Raw genomic sequence first — 22313 nt, forward strand, 5'->3', positions numbered from 1 at the left:
TGGCGCTGGGGCGGGCGCCGCTCAGTGGCCCATCAGCCAGTGCTGGTGGGGGCCGGGCAGGGTCCACAGGCCGAACAGGATCACCAGTAGCCCGCCGGCCATGCGCACCCCGCGGCGGCGCAGCAGGGCGGTCAGGCGCTCGGCGGCCAGGCCGGTGGCCAGCAGTACCGGCCAGGTGCCGAGGCCGAAGGCCAGCATCAGCAGGGCGCTGTCGCTGGCCGAGCCCTGGCTGGCCGCCCACAGCAGGGTGCTGTAGACCAGGCCGCAGGGCAGCCAGCCCCAGATGGCGCCGAGCAGCAGGGCGCGTGGCAGGCTGCTGACCGGCATCAGGCGGCTGGCAATCGGCTGCAGGTGGCGCCAGAGGTGGCGGCCGAGGCCTTCGATGCGGGTCAGGCCGCTCCACCAGCCGGCCAGGTACAGGCCCATGGCGATCAGCAGTAGCGCGGCCACTACCCGTAGCAGCATGGCGGCCGGGCTGCTGGCCAGGGCCCAGCCGGCCAGGCCGATCAGCAGGCCGGCGAGGGCGTAGCTGAGGATACGGCCGAGGTTGTAGGCCAGCAGCAGGCGCAGGCGGCGGGCGCGTTGCTCGGGTGGGATGGCCAGGGTCAGGGCGCCCATCAGACCGCCGCACATGCCCAGGCAGTGGCCGCCGCCGAGCAGGCCGAGGATCAGCGCCGAGAGCAGTAGTGGCGCTAGCTCAGCCATGCGGCTCGTCCTGTTCGCTCGGCTTGCTGGCTTCGCTGACGCCCGCCGCGTGCTTGGGATCATCGTCGTCGAACAGGATGCTGTGGGCCGGGCCGTCGAGGTCATCGAACTGGCCGCTGTTGACCGCCCAGAAGAACACCCAGATGGCGATGGCGACCAGCACCACGGCGATGGGGATCAGGATATAGAGCGCAGGCATGGGAACTCCGGGCTTGGGCTAGGCGGATGCGCAGCCGCTCATGGACGTACTCGGGCCAGGCGCAGGGCGTTGAGTACCACCAGCAGCGAACTGACCGACATGCCGAAGGCGGCCCACAGTGGGGTGATCCAGCCGAGGGCGGCAAACGGCAGTACCAGGCCATTGTACAGGCAGGCCCAGGCGAGGTTCTGCACAATGATGCGGCGGGTGCGCCGGGACATGGCGAAGGCCTGTACCAGGCTGCCCAGGCGGTTGGACAGCAGCACCGCGTCGGCGCTGGTCTTGGCCAGGTCGGTGGCGCTGCCCATGGCCACGCTGATGTCGGCGCCGGCCAGCACGGGCACGTCGTTCACCCCGTCGCCGAGCATCAGCACGCGGTGGCCGTCCTGGTGCAGCTGCTTGAGCACGGCCAGCTTGGCGTCCGGGGTGAGGCCGGCGCGGGCATCGCTAATTCCCAACTGGCGGGCCACTTCGCCGACCATCGGCGAGCTGTCGCCGGACAGCAGGAGCAGCTGCCAGCCACGGGCGCGGCAGGCGTCGAGCAGCTCGCCGGCGTCGGCGCGCAGCCGGTCGTCGAGGACGAACCAGGCCAGCGGGCCGCGCTCGTCGCCGAGCAGCAGCCACTGGCCGTGATCGCCGGGAATCGCCGGGACGCCCTGGCCGCTGAGGGCGCTGACGAAGGTCGCCTGGCCAATGCGTAGGCGGCGGCCATCGACCAGGCCTTCGAGGCCCTGGCCCGGGGTGCTGAGGATCTGCTCGGCGCCGCGCTCGCAGTGGCCGAAAGCGCGGGCGATGGGGTGCTCCGAGCCGTGCTCGAGGGCGGCGGCGAGGGCCAGGCAGGCGTCGCTGTCCAGCTCGCCGAGGGGTTGGATGGCATTCAGGGTGAGGCGGCCCTCGGTGAGGGTGCCGGTCTTGTCGAAGATCACCGTGTCGATCTGCTGCAGGCCTTCCAGCACATGGCCGCGGGTTAGTAGCAGGCCAAGCTTGTGCAGGCTGCCGGTGGCGGTGGTGAGGGCGGTCGGGGTGGCCAGGGCGAGGGCGCAGGGGCAGGTGGCGACCAGCAGCGAGAGGACGATCCAAAAGGCGCGCTGGGCGTCGATCTGCCACCAGATCAGGCCGACCACGGCGGCAGCGCCGAGCACCAGCAGGAGGAACCACTGCGCCACGCGGTCGGCCACTTCGGCCAGGCGCGGCTTGTCGGCCTGGGCCCGTTCCAGCAGGCGCACGATGGCCGACAGGCGGGTTTCGGCGCCAAGCGCCTCGACTTCGATGGTCAGCGGGCCTTCGACATTGAGGGTGCCGGCGGTGACCGCGTCGCCGGTGCTGCGGGCGAGCGGCAGGTATTCGCCGGTCAGCAGCGATTCGTCGATGCTCGAGGTGCCGCTGAGGATGCGGCCGTCAGCCGGCAGCTGGGCGCCGGGCGGCACCAGGACGTGGTCACCGAGCTGCAGCTCGCGCAGCAGGATGCGTTGGCTGTGGCCGTGCTCGTCGAGGCGCAGGCAGGAGGCCGGCAGCAGGTTGACCAGTTGGGCGGTGGCCGCTGCCGTGCGCTCACGGGCGCGGCGCTCGAGGTAGCGGCCGGCGAGGAGGAACAGGGCGAACATGCCGACCGCGTCGAAGTACAGCTCGCCGACGCCGGTGACGGTGGACCAGATGCCGGCGACATAGGCGCCGCCAATGGCCAGCGACACCGAGACGTCCATGGTCAGGTGGCGGGTGCGCAGGTCGCGTAGGGCGCCGCGGAAGAACTGGCCGCAACAGTAGAAGACGATGGGCGTGGTGAGGAACAGGCTGGTCCAGCGCAGGATCTTGTCCAGCTCCGGCGAGAGGTCGACATTGAATTCCGGCCAGGTGGCCATGGCGGCCATCATCACCTGCAGCCACAGCAGGCCGGCGACGCCGATCTGGCGCATGGAGCGGCGGTTTTCCTCGGCCAGACGCGCGCTGGCTTCGTCGGCCTGCCAGGGATGGCCGGCGTAGCCGATCTTGCGCAGTTCCTTGAGCAACTGACTGAGCGGCAGCTGGCTGTCGGCCCAGCGCAGTTGCAGGCGCTGATTGGACAGGTTGAGGCTGGCCTCGGCCACGCCGGGGAGGGCGCGCAGGTGCTTCTCGATCAGCCAGCCACAGGCGGCGCAGCTGATGCCTTCGATCAGCAGGCAGGTTTCGCTGAGTTCGCCCTGCTGCTGGACGAAGGGCTGCTGCACATCCTCGCGGTCATACAGGGCCAGTTCGTCCGGCAGCACCTTGGGCAGGCTCTGCGGGTTGACCGCGCTGTCGCTGCGGTGGCGGTAGTAGCTTTCCAGGCCGCCGGCGACTATCGCCTCGCTCACCGCCTGGCAGCCGGGGCAGCACAGCTCGCGCGTCTCACCGAGGATGCGGGCCTGGAAGCGGCTGCCGGCCGGTACCGGCAAGCCGCAGTGGTAGCAGGGCTGGGGACTGCTCATGGCGCGGCGCGGGTCACTCGCCGAGCAGCACGGTGGCGCCGCTCTGCAGTTGTTCTTCCTCGAACAGACGCCAGTCCTGGTCGCCTTCGCGGCCGATCAGCTCGACGAAGCGGCGACCTTCGGCGATGTCCTGCAGCTGGCCGAAGTAGCTGCCGTCTGCCTGCAGCAGGAGGATCACCCGGCGGTCACGCTCCGGCTGGGTCGGCGACTCCAGGTTGAGAGTCAGTTGCTGCGGCTTGCTGTTGCCGCTCAGCTGCAGGCGGGCGGTGCCGGTGTCGTTGTCCAGCACCAGGCTGGCCTTGAGCTGCAGGCGCTTGGCCAGGTTCTCGCGCTCCAGCGAGGTGTTGATGCCCTTGCCGACGTCGTAGTAGTTGTCGGAGATCAGGCCTGGCGGGTGCTTGCTGGCGAACACCAGCAGACCGATGCCGAGGACGATCGAGAAAGCCAGCAGGCCAAGGATGAACCAGGGCCAGAATTGCTTGTACCAGACGCTGTCGTAGGGCTGCTCGGGCGGCAGCTCATGCTTGCCGATGCTGGCCACGGCGTTTTCCGCCGAGCTGGCGCTGACGCTGCGCAGCAGGGCGAAGCCGCGCTTGCGCAGGTTGCTGGCCTGCCAGGCGTTGCCCTTGAAGCCGAGCAGCAGGAATACCGGCAGTTGCAAGACGATGATCAACGGCGCAGAGGCGGCCGACAGCTGCAGGGCCAGAGCCACCAGGGCCGGGGTGGCCAGCAGCAGAACGAGCACCAGCCACCAGAGTTGCTTGTACAGGGCCCAGATCAGGCCGAAGCACAGGCCCGGCCAGGAGAAGCCGGTCTTGACCGCTTCCAGGCCGTGGGCAGGGTGGTGGAATACCTCGAAGTTGTTCATCGTTCGCTCTGCGGGGCAAGGCCCCGCGCGGCTGGCAGGGCTGGTTGAGGTTATCTGACGCTGGGGCCGATGAAACGGCTGTCGGCGTCGCTATGAATGTTCGGGTCGTCGAGCGCCTGCACCTTGAACAGGATCTTGTTGGCACTCGAGGGCAGTTTCTCCGGCGGGATGGACAGCTCCACCGGTACCGACAGCACTTCGCCGGCGGCGGTACGCACTTCGCGCTTGCCCTCGTAGATCAGGCCGTCGAGGCCTTCGGCGCTGATCACGAAGGTCAGGTCGCGCTGGGCCTTGTTCATCAGCTTGAGGGTGTAGACGTTCTCGATGTAGCCCTGTTCGTTCTCGCGGAACAGTACGCGATCCTTGAGCACGTCGAGGCCGACCAGCGAGCGGCTGGCGATGGCCCAGGCGAACAGGCCGATCATCGCCACCAGGGCGATGGCGTAACCGATCAGGCGCGGGCGCAGCAGGTGGGTCTTGCGCCCGGACAGATTGTGCTCGGTGGTGTAGCTGATCAGGCCCTTGGGGTAGCCCATCTTGTCCATGATGCTGTCGCAGGCGTCGATGCAGGCGGCGCAGCCGATGCACTCGATCTGCAGGCCGTCGCGGATGTCGATGCCGGTAGGGCAGACCTGGACGCACATGGTGCAATCGATGCAGTCGCCGAGGCCCTGGGCCTTGTAGTCGAGGTTCTTCTTGCGCGGGCCGCGGTGTTCGCCGCGACGCGGGTCGTAGGAAACGATCAGGGTGTCCTGGTCGAACATCACGCTCTGGAAGCGTGCGTAGGGGCACATGTAGATGCACACCTGCTCGCGCAGCCAGCCGGCGTTGCCGTAGGTGGCGAGGGTGAAGAAACCGACCCAGAAGTAGGCCCAGCCATCGGCTTCGCCGCTGAGCAGGTCGGGGATCAGTTCGCGGATCGGCGAGAAGTAGCCGACGAAGGTCAGGCCGGTGGCCAGGCCGATAAGCACCCACAGGCTGTGCTTGGCGGTCTTGCGCGCCAGCTTGGCGCCGCTCATGGGCTGCTTGTCGAGCTTCATGCGCTGGTTGCGGTCGCCTTCGGTGACCTTTTCACACCACATGAAGATCCAGGTCCACACGCTCTGCGGGCAGGTATAACCGCACCAGACGCGACCGGCGAACACGGTGATGAAGAACAGGCCGAAGGCACAGATGATCAGCAGCCAGGACAGCAGGGCGAAATCCTGCGGCCAGAAGGTGGCGCCGAAGATGTAGAACTTGCGCTCTGGCAGATCCCACCAGACGGCTTGCCGGCCATTCCAGCTGAGCCAGGCGGTGCCGAAGTAGAGCAGGAAGAGAAAGGTGCCGCCGCTCAGTCGCAGGTTGCGAAACAGACCGGTGAAGGCGCGGGTGTAGATTTTTTCGCGGCTGGCGTAGAGGTCGACGCTGTCGCCGCCTTTGGCCGGGGGAGGGGTAATGTTGCGGACGGGAATCTGTTCACTCATCAGGGCGGTACCACGGCGGTAGGTGGTTTGCTCTGCCAGTACTTGCCGGCGGAGTCAGCTTTCACTCGGCCTCTATGGTACGCCTGAAAGAGTCTTGCCCGGGTGCGACCTTGGGTCGCGCACCGGGCAAGCGGGAGCATTACTGCTCGGTTTTCTCGCCATGCGAGAGGCTGTACACATAGGCGGCCAGCAGGTGTACCTGGTCGTTGCCCATGCGCTCGCCCTGAGCCGGCATGCTGCCCTTGCGACCATAGCGAATGGTCTGTTGCAGTTGGGCGTAGCTGCTGCCGTAGATGAAGGCGCTCGGGTTGGTCAGGTTCGGCGCACCCATGGCCGGAGTACCGGTGCCGGCCTTGGTGTGGCAGGCGAAGCAGGTGCTTTCGAAGATCTTCTGACCGGCAGCGATGTCAGCCTGCTCGCCTTCCGGCAGCTTGCGGCCAGCCAGCTGGGTGAGCACGTAGGCGGCCACGTTGTGTACGCCTTCGTCGCCGATCAGCGGGCCGTGGGCCGGCATTTCACCATGACGACCGCCCATGATGGTGGTCTTGATGGTGGCGGACTCGCCGCCCCAGCGCCATTCGTTGTCGGTCAGGTTGGGGAAGCCGTAGGAGCCCTTGGCGTCGGAACCGTGGCAAACCGAGCAGTTGGAGGCGAACAGACGGCCACCCATCTTCAGGGCTTGCGGATCCTTGGCGACCTCTTCGATCGGCATGGCGGCATACTTGGCGAAGAGCGGGCCGTACTGCTTGTCAGCACGGATCATCTCTTTTTCCCACTGGTGCACGCCGGTCCAGCCCGGTTCGCCGTTGGCGAACGGCTTGCCGTCGCCGGCTTCGTTGTAGCCCGGCAGCAGACCTTTCCAGTTGCCCAGGCCCGGGTACAGAACCAGGTAGCCGAGGGCAAACACGATGGTCGCCACGAACAGCATGAACCACCATTTCGGCAGCGGGTTATCGAACTCCTCGATGCCGTCGAACGAGTGGCCGACGGTGTCTTCGGTGCTTTCCTGGCGCTGACCCTTGCGCACGCCGAAGATCAGCGCAGTCAGGGCAGCGATGGTGCCCAGGCTGAGTACGCTGACGTAGATACTCCAGAACAAAGTCATTCTTTATTGCTCCCAGAAGCTTGCTCGTCACGCTTGTTGGCCGGGACGTCGTCGGCGAAGGGCAGGTTGGCAGCTTCGTCGAAGCTGTCCTTGCGCCGGCCGCTGTAGGCCCAGAGCACCACGCCGATGAAGGCGATGAAGACCACTACCGTGCCAATGCCGCGAATCGTCCCGATATCCATCATGCGTTACCGTTTGTTCTTGATAGCGGTGCCCAGGCCTTGCAGGAAGGCAACCACGGCTTCCATCTCGGTCTTGCCTTTGACGGCTTCGCGAGCACCGGCGATGTCTTCGTCGGTGTAGGGGACGCCCATGGAGCGCAGGGCTTCCATCTTGGCCGCGGTGTCCTTGCCGTCGAGTTTGTTCTCGACCAGCCAGGGGTAGGCCGGCATCTTCGATTCCGGTACTACGTTGCGCGGGTTGTACAGGTGGGCGCGGTGCCAGTCGTCCGAGTAACGGCCGCCGACGCGGGCCAGATCCGGGCCGGTACGCTTGGAACCCCACAGGAACGGGTGATCCCACACGCTTTCACCGGCTACCGAGTAGTGGCCGTAGCGTTCGGTTTCGGCACGGAACGGACGCACCATCTGCGAGTGGCAGCCAACGCAGCCTTCGCGGATATAGATGTCGCGACCTTCCAGCTCCAGTGCGGTACGCGGCTTCATGCCTTCGACCGGGGTGTTGGTGACGTCCTGGAAGAACAGCGGAACGATCTGGGTCAGGCCGCCGATGCTCACCGCGATAACCATGAAGAACGCCAGCAGGCCGATGTTCTTCTCGAGTATTTCGTGTTTGCTGCTCATCAGTGGGCAACCTCGGCAGGAATCAGTGCGGCGGCTTCGGCTTCGGCCTTGTTGGCGGCACGTACGGTGCGGAAGGTGTTGTAGGCCATCAGCAGCATGCCGGTAACGAAGAAGGCACCGCCGAGGGCGCGAACCATGTAACCGAGGTGGCTGGCTTGCAGGGCTTCAACGAAGGAGTAGGTGAGGGTGCCGTCTTCGTTGACTGCACGCCACATCAGACCCTGGGTGATGCCGTTGACCCACATCGAGGCGATGTACAGCACGGTACCGATGGTAGCCAGCCAGAAGTGGGCGTTGATCAGGCTCACGCTGTGCATCTGCTGACGACCGAAGACTTTCGGGATCAGGTGATACAGCGAGCCGATGGAGATCATCGCTACCCAACCGAGGGCGCCGGCGTGTACGTGGCCGATGGTCCAGTCGGTGTAGTGAGACAGGGCGTTGACGGTCTTGATCGCCATCATCGGGCCTTCGAAGGTGGACATGCCGTAGAAGGCCAGGGACACCACCAGGAAGCGCAGGATGGGGTCGGAGCGCAGCTTATGCCAGGCGCCGGACAGGCTCATCATGCCGTTGATCATGCCGCCCCAGCTCGGAGCCAGCAGAATCAGGGACATGGCCATGCCGAGGGACTGGGCCCAGTCCGGCAGGGCGGTGTAGTGCAGGTGGTGCGGACCGGCCCAGATGTACAGGGTGATCAGCGCCCAGAAGTGCACGATGGACAGGCGGTAGGAATAGATCGGACGACCAGCCTGCTTGGGCACGAAGTAGTACATCATGCCGAGGAAGCCGGTGGTCAGGAAGAAACCTACGGCGTTGTGGCCGTACCACCACTGGATCATCGCGTCGGTGGCCCCGGCGTACATGGAGTACGACTTGAACAGGGTGACCGGCATTTCCATGCTGTTGACGATGTGCAGCATGGCGGTTACGACGATGAACGCGCCGAAGAACCAGTTGCCCACATAGATGTGCTTGGTCTTGCGCTTGACGATGGTGCCGAAGAAGACCACCAGGTAGGTGATCCAGACGATCCCCAGCAGGATGTCGACCGGCCATTCCAGCTCGGCGTATTCCTTGGAGCTGGTGTAACCCAGCGGCAGGGTGATGACGGCCAGCACGATCACAGCTTGCCAACCCCAGAAGGTAAAGGCAGCCAGGCTGTCGGAGATCAGGCGCGCCTGGCAGGTGCGCTGTACCACGTAGTAGGACGTGGCGAACAGGGCGCAGCCGCCGAAGGCGAAGATCACCGCGTTAGTGTGCAGCGGGCGCAGACGGCCGAAGCTGGTCCAGGGGAGGTTCAGGTTGAGTTCCGGCCACACGAGTTGTGCGGCGATGAACACACCGAGCCCCATCCCGATGACCCCCCAGATTACCGTCATGACGGCGAACTGGCGGATCACCTTATAGTTATAAGCAGTCTGACTTGTTGCTGTGCTCATGCTAAGGGTTCCACGGTTAATGGAGTTTTCTAGGGGTAAAAATCGGCGGCAAGTATGGAGAAACGAGACCCTCATTGCAACGCTAGATGCCTGTGCGATCAAGGTTTTAGCGACTTCTGAAGGGGTTTCAGAAGCAACCGGGGGAAACCCTTTGGCCCGGTTTTTTGTACGCAATGGCGCACCAATAAGAGGGGATTGCTTGGAATTGTTACCGGGTGCGACCGTAAAGCAGCTTAGTCCAGCTCGAATCAGCATAGACGCAGCTGGTCGGAGAGGTGCGACACTGGGTCGCAGCGCGGGTGGTGCGGGGAATGGGGCGGGAGCGGCGGGTACCGGGTAGTACCCGCCGTGGTCTTACTCGCTGGCGATCTGTTGCGGCTGGCGGGACAGGCTATAGACGTAGGCGGCCAGCAGATGCACCTTGCTCTCGCCGAGGAACTCCTGCTGCGCTGGCATGCTGCCCTTGCGGCCGTAGCGAATGGTCTGCTGCAGCTGGGCATAGCTGCTGCCATAGATGAAGGCGGCGGGCTTGGTCAGATTCGGCGCGCCCATCAGCGGCGTACCCAGGCCTTCCTTGCCGTGGCAGGCGAAGCAGGTGCTGTCGAAGATCTGCTGGCCGGCGGCGATATCGGCCTGCTCGCCTTCCGGTAGCTTGCGCCCGCCCAGCTGGGTCAGCACATAGGCGGCGACGTTGTGCACGCCAGCGTCGCCAATCAGCAGGCCGTGGGCCGGCATCTCGCCATGGCGGCCGCCGAGGATGGTGGTCTTGATGGTGGCGGCGTCGCCGCCCCAGCGCCATTCGTTGTCGGTCAGATTGGGGAAGCCGTAGGAGCCCTTGGCATCGGAGCCATGGCAGACCGAGCAGTTGGAGGCGAACAGGCGGCCACCCATCTTCAGCGCCTGAGGATTCTTGGCGACGTCTTCGATCGGCATGGCGGCGTACTTGGCGAAGATCGGCCCGTACTCGGCTTCGGCGCGATCCATCTCGCGCTGCCATTGTTTGACCTGGGTCCAGCCGTCCTGGTAACCGGGCAGGCGGCCCTGCCAGTTGCCCAGGCCTGGGTACAGCACCAGGTAGCCGGCGGCGAAGATCAGGGTGCCGAGAAACAGCATGAACCACCATTTCGGCAGGGGGTTGTCGAACTCCTCGATGCCGTCGAAGGCATGCCCCAGGGTTTCCTCGGTCTGCCCGGGGCGCTGGCCACGGCGAGTGGCGAAGATCAGCCAGGTCAGTGCCAGCAGGGTACCGAGGGTGAGCAGGGCGACGTACCAGCTCCAGAATTGTGTCATGTGGCTTACCTCTTGTTCTTCAGGCTGGTGCCGAGCACCTGCAGGTAGTCGACCAGTGCATCCATCTCGCTGTGGCCGGCCACGGCGGCGCGGGCGCCGGCGATGTCGGCGTCGCTGTAGGGCACGCCGAGTTGGCGCAGGGCGTTCATCTTGGCGGCGCTGTCCTTGCCGTCGAGCTTGCTCTCGACCAGCCAGGGGTAGGCCGGCATCTTCGACTCAGGTACCACGTTGCGCGGGTTGTACAGGTGGGCACGGTGCCAATCGTCCGAGTAGCGGCTGCCGACCCGGGCCAGATCCGGGCCGGTACGCTTGGAGCCCCACAGGAACGGGTGATCCCACACGCTTTCACCGGCCACCGAGTAGTGGCCGTAGCGTTCGGTTTCGGCGCGGAACGGGCGCACCATCTGCGAGTGGCAGCCAACGCAGCCCTCGCGGATATAGATGTCGCGACCTTCCAGCTGCAGGGCGGTGTAGGGCTTCATGCCGTCGACCGGGGTGTTGGTGACGTCCTGGAAGAACAGCGGGACGATCTGGGTCAGGCCGCCGATGCTGACGGCCAGCACCATGGCAATGGCCAGCAGGCCGACGTTCTTTTCGAGGATCTCGTGCTTGCTGCTCATCAGTGGGCTCCTTCGGCGATCAGGGCGGCGCTGTCATATTCCGCAGGCTGGGCGGCGCGCACGGTGCGCGCGGTGTTCCAGGCCATCAGCAGCATGCCGGCGAAGAAGATCGCGCCCCCCAGCACCCGCACGATGAAGCCGGTATGGCTGGCCTGCAGGGCCTCGACGAAGGAGTAGGTGAGGGTGCCGTCTTCGTTGACTGCGCGCCACATCAGGCCCTGGGTGATGCCGTTGACCCACATCGAAGCGATATAGAGCACGGTACCGATGGTGGCGAGCCAGAAGTGCGCGTTGATCAGACCGAGGCTGTGCATCTGCTCGCGACCGAAGACTTTCGGGATCAGGTGATACAGCGAGCCGATGGAGATCATCGCCACCCAGCCGAGGGCGCCGGCGTGGACGTGGCCGATGGTCCAGTCGGTGTAGTGGGACAGGGCGTTGACGGTCTTGATGGCCATCATCGGGCCTTCGAAGGTGGACATGCCGTAGAAGGCCAGGGACACCACTAGGAAACGTAGGATGGGGTCGGAACGCAGCTTATGCCAGGCACCGGAGAGGGTCATCATGCCGTTGATCATGCCGCCCCAGGAGGGTGCCAGCAGCACCAGGGACATCACCATGCCGAGCGACTGGGCCCAGTCCGGCAGGGCGGTGTAGTGCAGGTGGTGCGGGCCGGCCCAGATGTACAGGGTGATCAGCGCCCAGAAGTGCACGATGGACAGACGGTAGGAATACACCGGGCGCCCGGCCTGCTTGGGCACGAAGTAGTACATCATGCCGAGGAAGCCGGCGGTGAGGAAAAAGCCCACGGCGTTGTGGCCGTACCACCACTGCACCATGGCGTCGGTGGCGCCGGCGTACAGCGAGTAGGACTTGGTCAGGCTGACCGGCAGCTCCAGGTTGTTGATGATGTGCAGCATGGCGACGGTGAGGATGAAACCGCCGAAGAACCAGTTGCCCACATAAATGTGCTTGGTCTGGCGCTTGAGCAGGGTGCCGAAGAACACCAGGGCGTAGGCGACCCAGACGATGGTGATAAGGATATCGATCGGCCATTCCAGCTCGGCGTATTCCTTGGAGCTGGTGTAGCCCAGCGGCAGGCTGATGGCGGCCAGCACTATCACCAGTTGCCAGCCCCAGAAGGTGAAGGCGGCCAGCTTGTCGGAGATCAGGCGGGTCTGGCAGGTGCGCTGCAGCGAGTAGTAGCTGGTGGCGAACAGGGCGCAGCCGCCGAAGGCGAAGATCACCGCGTTGGTGTGCAGCGGGCGCAGGCGGCCGAAGCTGGTCCAGGGCAGGTTGAAGTTCAGCTCGGGCCAGGCCAGCTGCGCGGCGATGAAGACGCCGAGCCCCATACCGACTATGCCCCAAACCACCGTCATAATGGCGAACTGGCGAACCACCTTATAGTTGTAGGCGGTGCTGCTGGGTGTGTTCATGTGTTGGGCTTCCATCCACGGTTATAAAAAGCAGGGCAAGCATGGGTAAAGGCAAGGCAGCGGTTATTGATCAGGATCAATGCCGAGAGAAGGGCTGGCTGTGGAACGGGGCGGACGGAATGTCGCAGTACAGCCTGATCCTCGCCCATGGCGCCGGTGCGCCGATGGACAGCGGCTTCATGCAGCACATGGCCGAGCTGCTGGCGGCGTGTGGGGTCAACGTGCTGCGCTTCGAGTTCCCCTATATGGCGGCGCGGCGCGCGGATGGCGGCAAGCGCCCGCCCAACCCGCAGGCGCAGCTGCTGGAATGCTGGCGCGAGGTCTACCGCACGGTGCGTGCGCAGCTCGGCGGAACCTTGGCGATTGGCGGCAAGTCCATGGGCGGGCGCATGGCCAGCCTGTTGGCGGATGAGCTGGAGGCCGATGCGCTGGTCTGCCTGGGCTACCCCTTCTATGCCGCGGGCAAGCCGGAGAAGCCGCGGGTGGAGCATTTGCGCGAGCTGCAGACTCGCACGCTGATCGTTCAGGGTGAGCGCGATGCCCTGGGTAATCGCGAGGCAGTGGCAGGTTACAGCCTGGCGCCGGCTATCGCAGTCGAGTGGCTGGCGGCGGCGGATCACGATCTCAAGCCGCTGAAGGCCTCCGGCTTCAGCCATGAGCAGCATCTGCAGCATGCGGCGCAGCAGGTGGCGGCGTTTCTCCGGGGCTGAACGTCAGGCAGAAAAAAGGCCGGCAATTGCCGGCCTTTTGCTTGCTGCTGGAGTCAGCGGTTGAAGCGCTCCACCAGGGCGTACTGATCCTGCGCGGTGCTGGTCAGTTCCTCGCTGAGCAGGGCAGTGTTCTGCGCTTCGCCAGCGGTCTGGTCGGCCAGCTGGGCGATGGTGGTGATGTTCTGGTTGATCTCGTCGGCCACCGCGCTCTGTTCTTCGGCGGCGGCGGCGATCTGGTTGGCCATGTCGGTGATGTTGGCCACCGCCTCGCTGATGCCAACCAGTGCCTGATCCGCCTGCAGCACGCGCTCGACACCGTCGTCGGCCTGCTTGCGGCCGATCTCCATGGTCAGCACCGCTTCTTCGGCGGTGCGCTGCAGCTTGGCGATCAGGGCGTGGATCTGTCCGGTGGATTCGGCAGTACGCTGGGCCAGTGAGCGTACCTCGTCGGCTACCACGGCAAAGCCGCGACCCATTTCACCGGCCCGCGCTGCCTCGATGGCGGCGTTGAGCGCGAGCAGGTTGGTCTGGTCGGCGATGCCCTTGATCACGTCGACCACGCCACCGATCTCGTTGCTGTCCTGAGCCAGGCGCGACACGGTTTCGCCGGTTTCGCCGACCGAGATGGACAGGCGCTGGATGGCTTCGCGGGTTTCCGCGGCGACTTCGCGGCCCTGGCCGGTCAGGCGGTTGGCTTCCTGGGTGGCGATGGCGGTGCGCGCGACGTTGCTGGCGACTTCCAGGGTGGTGGCTGCCATTTCGTTGACTGCGGTGGCGACCTGTTCGGTCTCCACGCGCTGGCGCTCCAGGCCGGCGGAGCTGTTGTGGGCCAGGTGATCGGCCTGGCGGGCCTGGCTGGTCAGGCGTTCGGCGGTGTCCTGCAGGCGGGTCAGGCAGGTCTTCAGGCGGGCTTCCTGGCTGAGCATGGCCATTTCCAGGCGCGCCTCGGCGCCATGGCTATCGGTGTACATCTGCGCGATCAGCGGGTCGGAGGTGGTCTGCTCGGCCAGGCGCAGCAGGCGTTTCACGCCGCGGTTCTGCCAGGCCAGGCCGGCCAGGCCGAGCGGGATGGAGAGCAGGGCGGCAAGGGCGAAGCCCCAGCCGGAGCCGAGCCAGTGGCCGATCAGGAAGCCGATCTGGCTGATCAGAATAAATGGCAGCCAGGCCTGCACCACCGGCAGCCAGCGATCGCTGCTGGGGATCGCCGGCTTGCCGGCGTTGATCCGCGCATACAGGGCCTCGGCGCGGCGTATCTGTTCCGGCGTCGGCTTGACCCGCACCGATTCGTAGCCAACGACCTGGCCGTTCTCCAGCATGGGGGTGACATAGGCGTTGACCCAGTAATGGTCGCCGCTCTTGCAGCGGTTCTTGACCACGCCCATCCATGGGCGGCCCTTCTTCAGGGTGCTCCACAGGTGCTCGAAGACGGCCGGCGGCACGTCGGGGTGGCGTACCAGATTGTGCGGGGCGCGCAGCAGCTCATCGCGGCTGAAGCCGCTGATATCGATGAAGGCTTCGTTGCAGTAGGTGATCTGCCCCTTGGTATCGGTGGTCGAGATCAGCCGCTGCTGGGCGGGAAAGGTGCGCTCACGCTGGGTGATGGGCTGGTTGTTTCGCATGCTTGGGACTTCTTGCGCAGAGGACTGTTTAGAGAATCGGCTGGTGTTCTGGAAAATTTAGCCGGTATTTCGCTGAGGGGAGCAGTCTAACCTGTCCGTTCGGATAATAATATTTTGGCGTCAAAATATTATTAGTTTGGGGGTCTTATTTATTATTTATTGGTCGTGTTTGGCAAAGTTATTTCCGGATTGTCATTGCTTATTCATGAATAACGTTTTTGCTGACTTTGCGGGGCTTCTCCTTGACTGAAAAATGGCAGTCAAAAAATTGGCTTGAAGGGGTTTTTATGCTGAAAAGTTGGGGTTTTATTCCCGAATGTAGCGGCCATTTTTTAGGTGTTACTTTCTAATTCTTGCCGTGTATGCTGCATTGCAGAGCGCTTGCATCCTTTTGGTGCCAATAATTTGGCATTTGTGATGCGCTTCACGCGTTACTAACGGTAACCAGGTTATTGTTTTTAAAGAATAACTTCTGAAACTTATGGAAAGTTGCAGTCGTGAATGTTTCTGGCATCTGTCTTGCTCTTATGGAAGTGGGCTTGAAGTTTGTCGTTCATGACTGAAGAGATGCGCGGATTTATGCAGTAGGAAGCTGGAGTTCGGGAGTCAGTAGTCCCTGTCGATCTAGCGAAGTTGTGTGGTTGGCCTGCGGCCTTCCGCATCGATAAACGCAAGGAGGAGATCGTTCATGCGTATCAGCATTTTTGGGCTGGGTTACGTGGGCGCCGTGTGCGCCGGTTGCCTGTCGGCACGCGGGCATCAGATTGTGGGAGTGGACATCTCGGCGCTGAAGATCGACCTGATCAACAGCGGCAAGTCTCCGATCGTCGAGCCGGGGCTCGAGGAGTTGCTGCAGAAGGGCGTTAGCAGCGGCAAGCTGCGCGGCACCCTGAATGTGCGGGAAGCGGTGCTGGAGACCGACATCTCCTTCCTCGCGCCGCCAACGCCGAGCAAGCGCAATGGCGACCTGGATGTGTCCTACATCGAGGAAGTCTGCGAGCAGATCGGCAAGGTTCTGCCGCTCAAATCCAGTCGCCATACCGTGGTGGTACGCAGCACCGTGCTGCCGGGCACCCTGCGCGGGGTGGTGATCCCAACCCTGGAGAAATACTCCGGGCTCAAGGCCGGCAAGGACTTCGGCGTGGCAGTGAACCCCGAGTTCCTGCGCGAGAGCACGGCAATCAAGGACTACGATTTCCCGGCGATGACCGTGATCGGCGAGCTGGACAGCATCTCCGGCGACCTGCTCGAGGAAATCTACAGCGAGCTGGACGCGCCGATCATCCGCAAGACCATCGAAGTCGCGGAAATGATCAAGTACACCTGCAACGTCTGGCACGCGGCCAAGGTCACCTTCGCCAACGAGATCGGCAACATCGCCAAGGCGGTCGGCGTCGACGGTCGTGAGGTGATGGACGTGATCTGCCAGGATCACAAGCTCAACCTGTCCAAGTACTACATGCGCCCCGGCTTCGCCTTCGGCGGCTCCTGCCTGCCCAAGGACGTGCGCGCGCTGAACTACCGCGCCAACTCACTGGACGTCGAGTCGCCGCTGATCAGTTCGCTGATGCAGAGCAACGCGGCCCAGGTGCGCAAGGCCTACAACCTGATCGCCAGCCAGGACAAGCGCAAGGTGGCGCTGCTCGGTCTGAGCTTCAAGGCCGGTACCGACGACCTGCGTGAAAGTCCGCTGGTGGAGCTGGCCGAGATGCTGATCGGCAAGGGCTTCGACCTGAAGATCTTCGACCGCAACGTCGAGTACGCCCGTGTCCACGGCGCCAACCGCGAGTACATCGAGTCGAAGATTCCCCACGTTTCCTCGCTGCTGCGGGCCGACCTCAACCAGGTGGTGGCCGATGCGGACGTGATCGTGCTGGGCAACGGCGACGAGATGTTCGAGACCCTCGCCCAGCAGGTACCGCCGGGCAAGAAGGTGATCGATCTGGTGGGCTTCATGAAGCAGACCAGTACTGCCGAGCTGGAAGGGCTCTGCTGGTAATCACGCCAGCTTGATACGTGCACAGGGCGTAACAACAACAATAACAACGCCCCCGCTGCAGTGCGGAAACTGAGACGGGGCTAGCAACATGGATGGTCTTCAGGGGCGCTTGCGCAATGCCGCAGGCTGGCTGTTTTACGTCACGGTACTCATGGGCATGGCGCTGCTGCTACCACGCAGCATCTTCGACCCGGAATCCAAGGACTTCTTACTGATACTGGGTGCCGTCGGCATCTGGCGTTACTCCATGGGCGCGATTCACTACCTGCGGGGAATGCTGTTCCTCTACGTGGTGTACCCCCATTACCGGCGCAAGGCTCGCCGTCTGGGGGCGGCGGCCAATCCATCGGAAGTGTTCCTGATGGTCACCAGCTTCCGTATCGACGCGCTGACCACGGCGGCGGTCTATCGCTCGGTGATTCAGGAAGCCATCAGCTGCGGTTACCCGACCACGGTGGTGTGTTCCATCGTCGAGCTGTCCGATGAGCTGCTGGTCAAGGGCCTGTGGGCGCGGATGAACCCGCCGCAGCGGGTCAAGCTGGACTTCGTCCGCATCGCCGGTACCGGCAAGCGCGACGGCCTGGCCCATGGCTTCCGTGCCATTTCCCGGCATCTGCCGGACGATGACGCGGTGGTGGCGGTGGTTGACGGCGACACCGTGCTCACCCCGGGCGTGGTGCGCAAGACCGTTCCCTATTTCAAGCTGTTCGACAACCTCGGTGGGCTCACTACCAACGAGTTCTGCGAGGTGCAGGGCAGCTACATCATGAGCGAGTGGCACAAGCTGCGCTTCGCCCAGCGCCACATCAACATGTGCTCGATGTCGCTGTCCAAGCGCGTGCTGACCCTGACCGGGCGCATGTCGGTGTTTCGCGCCAACGTGGTGACCAATCCGGGTTTCATCGCCGACGTCGAGAGCGACCACCTGGAACACTGGCGGCTGGGGCGTTTCAAGTTCCTTACCGGTGACGACAAGTCCAGCTGGTACAGCCTGATGCGCCTGGGCTACGACACCTTCTACGTGCCGGATGCGGCGATCAACACGGTCGAGCACCCGCCGGAGAAGAGCTTCATCAAGGCCAGTCGCAAGCTGATGTTCCGCTGGTACGGCAACAACCTGCGGCAGAACTCGCGCGCCCTCGGCCTCGGCCCCAACCGCCTGGGCTGGTTCACCAGCCTGGTGCTGCTGGATCAGCGGGTGGCCATGTGGACCAGCCTGCTCGGCCCCTCGGTGGCGATCGTCGCCAGCATCAAGTACGGCTTCGCCTACCTGATGATCTACCTGCTGTGGATCGGCATTACCCGCCTGGTGCTGACCCTGCTGCTGCTGGCCTCAGGGCACCAGATCGGCCCGGCCTATCCGCTGATCCTCTATTACAACCAGATCGTTGGTGCGCTGGTGAAGGTGTACGTGTTCTTCCGCCTCGACCAGCAATCCTGGACTCGCCAGAAAACCAAGCTCGATCGCGACCTGGCCAGCTTCCAGCGCTGGTTCAACACCTGGTCGTCGCGGGCCATGACCTTTTCGGCGGGAAGCGTATTCGTCGCTGCCTTGATGTGGGTGGTGTGAGCGGCAACGGATGGCCGCCGGCCACGGGATGCCTGAGTTAACTCATTAATTTAAAGGGAAAGACCATGAGCGCAGTGATGAGCCCAAGCAGCAATGCCAATGTTGTCCACGAGTCGGAGGCCCAGCGCCAGTACGCCCGCCTGAAATTGCCGGCCAAGATCGTCTACCGCAGCCCGCAAGGGCAGGAGCTGGAGGCGCAGCTGCTGGATCTGTCGGCAGGTGGTTTCAGCTTCGAGCCGAACACCGGCCTGGTCAGCGAGGGGCAGTACTTCAACGGCAAGCTGATGTTCGAGATCGAGGGCATCGGTTTCGCCATGGACGTGGAGTTCCAGGTGCGCTCCATCATCGGTGGCAAGCGCGCCGGTTGCGAGTTCCACAACCTCAAGCCGCGCGAGATCGCGGCGCTGCGTTACCTGATCAGCTCCTTCCTCAGCGGTGAGCTGGTCAATGTCGGCGACCTGATTAGCACCCTGCAGCGCGAGAACTTCACCAAGCCGCGCAACAACAAGGCCGAAGGGCCGAGCAGCCCGCTGGCCCGTCTGCGTGCTCTGGGCCTGAGCCTGGCCATCTTCCTGGTCGGGGTCAGTGCCTGCACCTACGTGCTCTACCAGCTGTACGACATCTACTTTGTCACCCACGCCGACTCGGCCCAGGTCGCGGTGCCCGGCCAGCAAGTGGCCATGCCGCGCGAGGGCTCGGTGCAGAGCCTGGTCAAGGTCGGTGATACGGTGGCCAAGGGCGCACCGGTGGCGACTTTCACCGCCACCATGCTGGACGCGCTGAAAGGTGTGCTGCCGGAGTCGGAGATGACCCCGGACAACCTTGAGCGTCTGTTCAGCAAGAACTTCCAGGGCACCCTGACCAGCCCCTGCGACTGCCGCGTGGTGTCCCAGCTGGTGGGCGATGGCCAGGTGGCGACCAAGGGCGCCGCGGTGTTCACCCTGGCCCCGGCCGACAGCGTAGCCACCGTCGAGGCGCGCTTCCCGTACCGTGCCTTCGATGAACTGCAGCCCGGCACCCAGGTGAGCTTCCTGGTGGGCGGCGAAACCGAGCCGCGCAGTGGCGTGATCAGCAGCATGGCGCTGCAGGATGGTGGCCTGGCCTCGGACATCCGCGTGATGATCGAGCCGGAACTGCCGCTGGCCAGCGAACTGGCCAAGCGCCCGGTGGATGTACGCATCCAGCCGCTGGGCGGCCTGTGGTCGAGCAACAGCCTGGCGGCCGGCAAATGAACAGGCTCAGCCTGGCACTCGGCTCGCTCGGTATCGGCCTGCTGTCGGGCTGCCTGAGCCTGCCCGATCTGCAGCTGGCCAAGCAGGCGAAGAACGGCGGCGATCTGGCCACGGCCGAGGCGAACTTCCGTGGCCTGGCCGAGCAGGGCTATGTGGATGGCGAAATCGGCCTGGCCGATATCCTCGTGCGCAGCCCCGTGCCGGAACAGCAGGCCCAGGCCGAAGCCCTGTACCGCGGCGCCCTGGGGCGCTCACCGGTGGCGGCAGTGCGCCTGGGCAAATGGCTGGCGAACAAACCGCAGCCGACGCCGCAGGAGCGCGCCGAGGCCGAGGGCCTGCTGCGCCAGGGGCTGAGCGAGGGTGACCACTCGGTGCTGCTGCCGCTGGTACAGCTGCAGCTGCTCGATTCGCAACGGATGACCAGCGGCGAGATCGATCAGGAGCTGGCCCAGTGGCAGGCCCAGGGCATTGGCGAGGCGCAACTCGGCAAGATCCTGCTGTACCGCGCCCGTGGCGATTACGCCCAGCACCTCGGCGAGATCCAGAAAACCTGCGAGGCCTGGCTGTCCCAGGTCAGCGAGTGTTACGCCGAGCTGGTGGCGATCTACCAGAAGCAGGGCGATACGGAGGCGCGCAAGGCACTGCTGGAGCGCCTGCAGGCGGCCTACCAGTCCGCTGCGGTGCCGCCTGACCGGGTTCTGGCCGCCGGCAAGATGCTGGCCGATCCGGCCAATGGCGAGCCCGATCCGCAAGCGGCCAAGGTGCTGTTCGAACTGATCGCACCGGCCTATGCCGATGCCTGGATCAGCCTGGCGGAGCTGACCATCAGCTACCCGGATCTGGGCGGTGCGGACGAAGTCGTCGGCTACCTGGAGCAGGGCGTGAGCGCCGGTTCCTCGCGGGCGGCACTGACTCTCGGTCAGCTGTACATGAAGGGCCTGGAGATTCCTGGCGATCCGCAGGCGGCGGAAAAGTACCTGCTGCTGGCTCTGGCCAACGAGCCCAAGGCGCATTTCTTCCTCGGCAAGCTGTACAGCGAGGGATCGCTGGGCGACATCGACCCCGACAAGGCTCTGCAGCACCTGCTGATTGCCGCACGTGGCGGCAACCCGAGTGCCGATGTGGCCCTGGCGCAGCTGTTTGGTGCCGGCAAGGGGGTGCGGATCAACGCGGTGTACGCCTACAGCTTCGCCAGCCTGGCCAAGAGCCAGGGGTTGCCGCAGGGGCAGATGCTGATGGAACGCCTGGCTCCGCGCCTGCAGCCGCAGGACTACCGGCAGGTTGAGGAGCTGCTGGCCCGCGAGCGCAGTGCCCGCTCCGGCGAACAACTGAGCTTGCAGAATTCGACCCAATCAATGCAGGGAATGCTATGACCTCGACCAACCGTTGCCTCGCTCTGTTCGCGTGCACGGCCGGCCTGCTCGGCAGCCCGCTGCTGTGGGCGGCTGAACTGCAGCCGGGGCTGTCCTACGGGGCGAACATCAAGATTACCGGGCAGTCGATCGACGACCTCGACCTGGGCACCCGCGATGGCGGCGACTTCAATGGCGCCGGCCTGAGCATCCGGCCCTGGGTATACGGCCTGCAGGGCGACTGGAGCGCCTACCTGATGGGCGAGGCTTTCGTCGCCACCGACGTGATCGAGTCCGACACTACCCAGTCCGACACCTTCGACCCCAGCGATGCGCGCGAGCGCGACGACCATTTCCTGGCCCTGCGTGAGTTCTGGGTCGACTACGGCGGCCTCACCGCCTACCCGGGCGAGTCGCTGCGCTTCGGTCGGCAGAAGGTGCGCAGCGTTGACGGCCTGTGGTGGGACAGTAACATCGAGGCGCTGCGCTGGAATTTCGACACCACGCTGCTCAGTGCCCATGCCGGCATCGCCGAGCGCTTCAGCGATTACCGCACCGACCTCGACGAGCTGGCGCCGCAGGACGAAGACCGCCTGCACCTGCTGGGCGATCTCTCCGTGCAATGGCGTCCGGGGCACTGGGCCGGGCTCAAGCTGCACCACAGCGACGATCGCGGCAACCTGCCGGATGTTGGCGAGGAGGTCGATCAGCTGAGCAAGACCTACAGCGGCAACCTGACCTGGGTCGGTGTCGAGGCCAATGGCGATTTCTACAACTACCGCAGCAGCCTGCCGCTGAGCTACATGGCCAGCCTGACCTGGCTGACCGGTGATGCCGACCTGCTGCGTACCGCCACGGTCGGCGGTGAGCGCCGGGCGGCCGGCGAAACCCATCAGGACGTCGATGCCTGGGCGGTGGATCTGGGCCTGCGCTGGAACATCGACGACAGCTGGCGGGTCGGTGCCACCTACTCGCGTACCAGCGGCGGTGACGATGGCGATTCCTCCGAGCAGTTTGTGCAGACCGACCTGCAGAGCAACCGTTCCAACTTCACCGGCACCAACTCCGCCATCAACCGTTTCGGCGAGGCCTATCGCGGCGAGCTGAACAACCTGCAGGCGGCCAGCCTGTTCGGCGCCTGGCAGCTGAACAAGGACTACGACGCCAGCCTGATCTACCACCGTTTCTGGCGGGTCGACGACGAGGCCGACAGTGCCAGCGGCCTGCAGGCGGCGCTGGAGCCGGGCGAGAAGGATCTCGGCCAGGAGTTCGACCTGGTGCTGACCCGTTACTTCAACGAGGGACAGATGCCGGCCGAGCTGGGCTGGCTGGGCGCGAAGTCGGCGCTGGTGCGTTTCCGCGGCGGCCTGTTCCGTCCCGGCGATGCCTTCGTCAGCGGTACCGATTCGAACATGCACCGCGCCTTTGTCGACGTGGTCTGGCGTTACTGAGA

19 protein-coding genes and 1 pseudogene are annotated in these 22313 nt (G+C 64.6%); 6 read left to right on the plus strand and 14 right to left on the minus strand.

What is annotated here, in order from left to right:
• Positions 1–21: 21 nt before the first annotated feature.
• The 13 genes and pseudogenes from A9179_RS09675 to ccoN (A9179_RS09730) all read right to left on the minus strand — a co-directional run bounded on the left by A9179_RS09675 (position 22) and on the right by ccoN (A9179_RS09730) (position 12378).
• Positions 22–705: a sulfite exporter TauE/SafE family protein gene (locus A9179_RS09675; protein WP_187805605.1), complete on the minus strand. Its 684-nt coding sequence runs from the start codon at positions 703–705 to the stop codon at positions 22–24.
• Complete coding sequence (gene ccoS, locus A9179_RS09680; protein ID WP_187805606.1) at positions 698–904, minus strand: cbb3-type cytochrome oxidase assembly protein CcoS; 207 nt, start codon at positions 902–904, stop codon at positions 698–700. The genes A9179_RS09675 and ccoS overlap by 8 nt, the downstream gene beginning before the upstream one ends.
• Before the next feature lie 38 nt (positions 905–942).
• Complete coding sequence (locus A9179_RS09685) at positions 943–3348, minus strand: heavy metal translocating P-type ATPase (RefSeq protein WP_187805607.1); 2406 nt, start codon at positions 3346–3348, stop codon at positions 943–945.
• A gap of 13 nt (positions 3349–3361) precedes the next feature.
• Positions 3362–3865, minus strand: coding sequence for a FixH family protein (locus A9179_RS22975; protein ID WP_262410692.1), 504 nt, complete (start codon positions 3863–3865; stop codon positions 3362–3364).
• 99 nt (positions 3866–3964) lie between these two features.
• A pseudogene (locus tag A9179_RS22980) lies at positions 3965–4216 on the minus strand (DUF2628 domain-containing protein); the annotation flags it as partial.
• A gap of 50 nt (positions 4217–4266) precedes the next feature.
• Positions 4267–5682, minus strand: a complete 1416-nt coding sequence (gene ccoG / locus A9179_RS09695) for a cytochrome c oxidase accessory protein CcoG (RefSeq protein ID WP_187805609.1) — start codon at positions 5680–5682, stop codon at positions 4267–4269.
• A gap of 139 nt (positions 5683–5821) precedes the next feature.
• Complete coding sequence (gene ccoP, locus A9179_RS09700) at positions 5822–6787, minus strand: cytochrome-c oxidase, cbb3-type subunit III (protein ID WP_187805610.1); 966 nt, start codon at positions 6785–6787, stop codon at positions 5822–5824.
• Positions 6784–6969, minus strand: a complete 186-nt coding sequence (locus A9179_RS09705; RefSeq protein WP_187805611.1) for a cbb3-type cytochrome oxidase subunit 3 — start codon at positions 6967–6969, stop codon at positions 6784–6786. The genes ccoP (A9179_RS09700) and A9179_RS09705 overlap by 4 nt, the downstream gene beginning before the upstream one ends.
• A gap of 6 nt (positions 6970–6975) precedes the next feature.
• The gene (gene ccoO, locus A9179_RS09710) at positions 6976–7590 is read right to left on the minus strand and encodes a cytochrome-c oxidase, cbb3-type subunit II (RefSeq protein WP_187805612.1); all 615 of its coding nucleotides are present in this window, start codon (positions 7588–7590) and stop codon (positions 6976–6978) included.
• Positions 7590–9032, minus strand: a complete 1443-nt coding sequence (gene ccoN / locus A9179_RS09715) for a cytochrome-c oxidase, cbb3-type subunit I (protein WP_187805613.1) — start codon at positions 9030–9032, stop codon at positions 7590–7592. Before ccoN (A9179_RS09715) ends, ccoO (A9179_RS09710) begins: the two co-directional genes overlap by 1 nt.
• A 354-nt stretch (positions 9033–9386) precedes the next feature.
• Positions 9387–10322, minus strand: a complete 936-nt coding sequence (ccoP, locus tag A9179_RS09720; RefSeq protein WP_187805614.1) for a cytochrome-c oxidase, cbb3-type subunit III — start codon at positions 10320–10322, stop codon at positions 9387–9389.
• Positions 10323–10327: 5 nt separating this feature from the next.
• Entirely contained in the window at positions 10328–10942 is a 615-nt protein-coding gene (gene ccoO / locus A9179_RS09725) for a cytochrome-c oxidase, cbb3-type subunit II (RefSeq protein ID WP_187805615.1), read from the minus strand.
• Entirely contained in the window at positions 10942–12378 is a 1437-nt protein-coding gene (gene ccoN, locus A9179_RS09730; RefSeq protein ID WP_187805616.1) for a cytochrome-c oxidase, cbb3-type subunit I, read from the minus strand. The genes ccoO (A9179_RS09725) and ccoN (A9179_RS09730) overlap by 1 nt, the downstream gene beginning before the upstream one ends.
• Before the next feature lie 41 nt (positions 12379–12419).
• Between ccoN (A9179_RS09730) and A9179_RS09735 the strand changes: the two genes are divergently transcribed.
• Positions 12420–13088 carry an alpha/beta family hydrolase gene (locus A9179_RS09735; RefSeq protein WP_316851822.1) on the plus strand — a complete coding sequence of 223 codons (669 nt, stop codon included), beginning with the start codon at positions 12420–12422 and terminating at the stop codon, positions 13086–13088.
• A 53-nt stretch (positions 13089–13141) separates the two neighbouring features.
• Here A9179_RS09735 and A9179_RS09740 read toward each other — a convergent pair whose 3' ends face one another.
• Positions 13142–14707 carry a methyl-accepting chemotaxis protein gene (locus A9179_RS09740; RefSeq protein ID WP_187805618.1) on the minus strand — a complete coding sequence of 522 codons (1566 nt, stop codon included), beginning with the start codon at positions 14705–14707 and terminating at the stop codon, positions 13142–13144.
• A gap of 688 nt (positions 14708–15395) precedes the next feature.
• On the opposite strand from A9179_RS09740, the gene A9179_RS09745 reads away from it, so the two are divergent.
• The 5 genes from A9179_RS09745 (at position 15396) to A9179_RS09765 (ending at position 22311) form a co-directional block, all read left to right on the plus strand.
• Positions 15396–16706 (plus strand): nucleotide sugar dehydrogenase, encoded by a 1311-nt coding sequence (locus tag A9179_RS09745; protein WP_187805619.1) that lies wholly within the window; start codon positions 15396–15398, stop codon positions 16704–16706.
• Positions 16707–16794: 88 nt separating this feature from the next.
• The gene (locus tag A9179_RS09750; protein WP_187805620.1) at positions 16795–18276 is read left to right on the plus strand and encodes a glycosyltransferase family 2 protein; all 1482 of its coding nucleotides are present in this window, start codon (positions 16795–16797) and stop codon (positions 18274–18276) included.
• 77 nt (positions 18277–18353) lie between these two features.
• Entirely contained in the window at positions 18354–19508 is a 1155-nt protein-coding gene (locus A9179_RS09755; protein WP_187808548.1) for an HlyD family efflux transporter periplasmic adaptor subunit, read from the plus strand.
• Positions 19505–20881, plus strand: a complete 1377-nt coding sequence (locus tag A9179_RS09760; RefSeq protein WP_187805621.1) for a tetratricopeptide repeat protein — start codon at positions 19505–19507, stop codon at positions 20879–20881. Before A9179_RS09755 ends, A9179_RS09760 begins: the two co-directional genes overlap by 4 nt.
• Positions 20878–22311 carry an alginate export family protein gene (locus tag A9179_RS09765; RefSeq protein WP_187805622.1) on the plus strand — a complete coding sequence of 478 codons (1434 nt, stop codon included), beginning with the start codon at positions 20878–20880 and terminating at the stop codon, positions 22309–22311. The genes A9179_RS09760 and A9179_RS09765 overlap by 4 nt, the downstream gene beginning before the upstream one ends.
• Positions 22312–22313: the final 2 nt, after the last annotated feature.

This window comes from Pseudomonas alcaligenes (genome assembly GCF_014490745.1).
In the GTDB taxonomy this organism is placed as follows: Bacteria; Pseudomonadota; Gammaproteobacteria; order Pseudomonadales; family Pseudomonadaceae; genus Aquipseudomonas; species Aquipseudomonas alcaligenes_C.

Bases quoted from the DNA above. Each gene is read 5' to 3' on its own strand.
- ccoP (WP_187805614.1), bottom strand. From the start codon at position 10,322: ATGACACAATTCTGGAGCTGGTACGTCGCCCTGCTCACCCTCGGTACC.
- A9179_RS09675 (WP_187805605.1), bottom strand. From the start codon at position 705: ATGGCTGAGCTAGCGCCACTACTGCTCTCGGCGCTGATCCTCGGCCTG.
- A9179_RS09765 (WP_187805622.1), top strand. From the start codon at position 20,878: ATGACCTCGACCAACCGTTGCCTCGCTCTGTTCGCGTGCACGGCCGGC.
- A9179_RS09735 (WP_316851822.1), top strand. From the start codon at position 12,420: ATGGGTAAAGGCAAGGCAGCGGTTATTGATCAGGATCAATGCCGAGAG.
- ccoS (WP_187805606.1), bottom strand. From the start codon at position 904: ATGCCTGCGCTCTATATCCTGATCCCCATCGCCGTGGTGCTGGTCGCC.
- ccoP (WP_187805610.1), bottom strand. From the start codon at position 6,787: ATGACTTTGTTCTGGAGTATCTACGTCAGCGTACTCAGCCTGGGCACC.
- ccoG (WP_187805609.1), bottom strand. From the start codon at position 5,682: ATGAGTGAACAGATTCCCGTCCGCAACATTACCCCTCCCCCGGCCAAA.
- A9179_RS09760 (WP_187805621.1), top strand. From the start codon at position 19,505: ATGAACAGGCTCAGCCTGGCACTCGGCTCGCTCGGTATCGGCCTGCTG.
- ccoO (WP_187805615.1), bottom strand. From the start codon at position 10,942: ATGAGCAGCAAGCACGAGATCCTCGAAAAGAACGTCGGCCTGCTGGCC.
- ccoO (WP_187805612.1), bottom strand. From the start codon at position 7,590: ATGAGCAGCAAACACGAAATACTCGAGAAGAACATCGGCCTGCTGGCG.
- A9179_RS09685 (WP_187805607.1), bottom strand. From the start codon at position 3,348: ATGAGCAGTCCCCAGCCCTGCTACCACTGCGGCTTGCCGGTACCGGCC.
- ccoN (WP_187805613.1), bottom strand. From the start codon at position 9,032: ATGAGCACAGCAACAAGTCAGACTGCTTATAACTATAAGGTGATCCGC.
- A9179_RS09745 (WP_187805619.1), top strand. From the start codon at position 15,396: ATGCGTATCAGCATTTTTGGGCTGGGTTACGTGGGCGCCGTGTGCGCC.
- A9179_RS09705 (WP_187805611.1), bottom strand. From the start codon at position 6,969: ATGGATATCGGGACGATTCGCGGCATTGGCACGGTAGTGGTCTTCATC.
- ccoN (WP_187805616.1), bottom strand. From the start codon at position 12,378: ATGAACACACCCAGCAGCACCGCCTACAACTATAAGGTGGTTCGCCAG.
- A9179_RS09755 (WP_187808548.1), top strand. From the start codon at position 18,354: ATGAGCCCAAGCAGCAATGCCAATGTTGTCCACGAGTCGGAGGCCCAG.
- A9179_RS09740 (WP_187805618.1), bottom strand. From the start codon at position 14,707: ATGCGAAACAACCAGCCCATCACCCAGCGTGAGCGCACCTTTCCCGCC.
- A9179_RS09750 (WP_187805620.1), top strand. From the start codon at position 16,795: ATGGATGGTCTTCAGGGGCGCTTGCGCAATGCCGCAGGCTGGCTGTTT.